Genomic DNA, 1,086 nt, shown 5'->3' with positions numbered 1-1,086 from the left:
CACTTAAAGTTTAAACAAAAACGTCATAATCTACAAACCAATTTAGCACAATTAAAACAAATTTGTGGTTATTTGTATCATAAATATTGTCCTGCTTTTATTTACAACCAGCGTAATGTTGATCATATTCAAGTTTCAGATATAAATGTTTTATCTTTACTTTTTTTGCAGGTAAGCCGTAATACACGATCACAACGTGAATTTTTCAGGCGAGCTAAGTAGTTTATTCCGCAGCAAACTAGGCTCGAGCGAACACGTTTTGATCGACGAGCGCAGCACTCTTTGCCAGGGACAAGGATTAAAAACCGTGACTTCGCACATATGGGCAGATCACTATTGCTATTATTGATAGCCTACCTAAACCCACTATGCCAAGGTCAGGAATAAACGCGTCAAGATTTTTCCCGCTCTGGCTAATTGGGGATATAACGCCACTAAAACCATAAATTTTATGGTTTTAAAACTCATTTTGCCGTCACGACTAATGGTTTTTGAACTATGTTGTAACCCCAGCCTCAGTGCACGCACGATACACAAGTGGCGTCAACTTTAATTGCAGGTTGCCCTTGCCCTTTTGTTTTTGATGTGGGGTTGGCGGATAGCTCCTAAAGGCAAAATTCAGAAAAATAGGTTATCTTTTACCGTACGCCCAGAAACATAATAGCCCACCTTAAAGCAGTTGCGCCGTACTATAGAATCACGCTTTTAAATGTTGGTAGATAATTATGGCATTGAACGCAATTTAACACGTTCATGGGTCGGCTTTTGGTTAAAGATTGAACTGAACGTTTTTGTTTATGATCTAGGTTTTTTTAGTTTTGGTGAAGATGAAATTATTACAAACTAGCATTACGCGTCTAATTCTAATAATTTGCTCAAACACTTTAGGCATTATTAATACCTTGGCCTAGCTCGTTGACTGTAGTGTATCAAGCATTTCCAATTCGTTCGTTAACTTCTGCTTTACGTCTTAGTTTCAACCGCAAGCTACCTCAGCATGACATCTTCTAAGCCAATTAGAACAAAGTCCTGCCACTTTTAGTCAGTCATATCAAGGGACTGGGACAAAACGTTTCCAGTTTAATA

The 1,086-nt window shown here is 38.2% G+C and carries 1 pseudogene; it reads left to right on the top strand.

Annotation, left to right across the window (positions count from 1 at the left end):
• Nucleotides 1–847 (top strand): annotated as a pseudogene (locus tag FC65_RS12965) (transposase); the annotation flags it as partial.
• Between the last annotated feature and the right edge of the window lie 239 nt (nucleotides 848–1,086).

The sequence above is a fragment of the Ligilactobacillus acidipiscis DSM 15836 genome, from assembly GCF_001435755.1.
Classification (GTDB): domain Bacteria; phylum Bacillota; class Bacilli; order Lactobacillales; family Lactobacillaceae; genus Ligilactobacillus; species Ligilactobacillus acidipiscis.
This window is presented reverse-complemented; position numbering and strand designations above follow the sequence as displayed.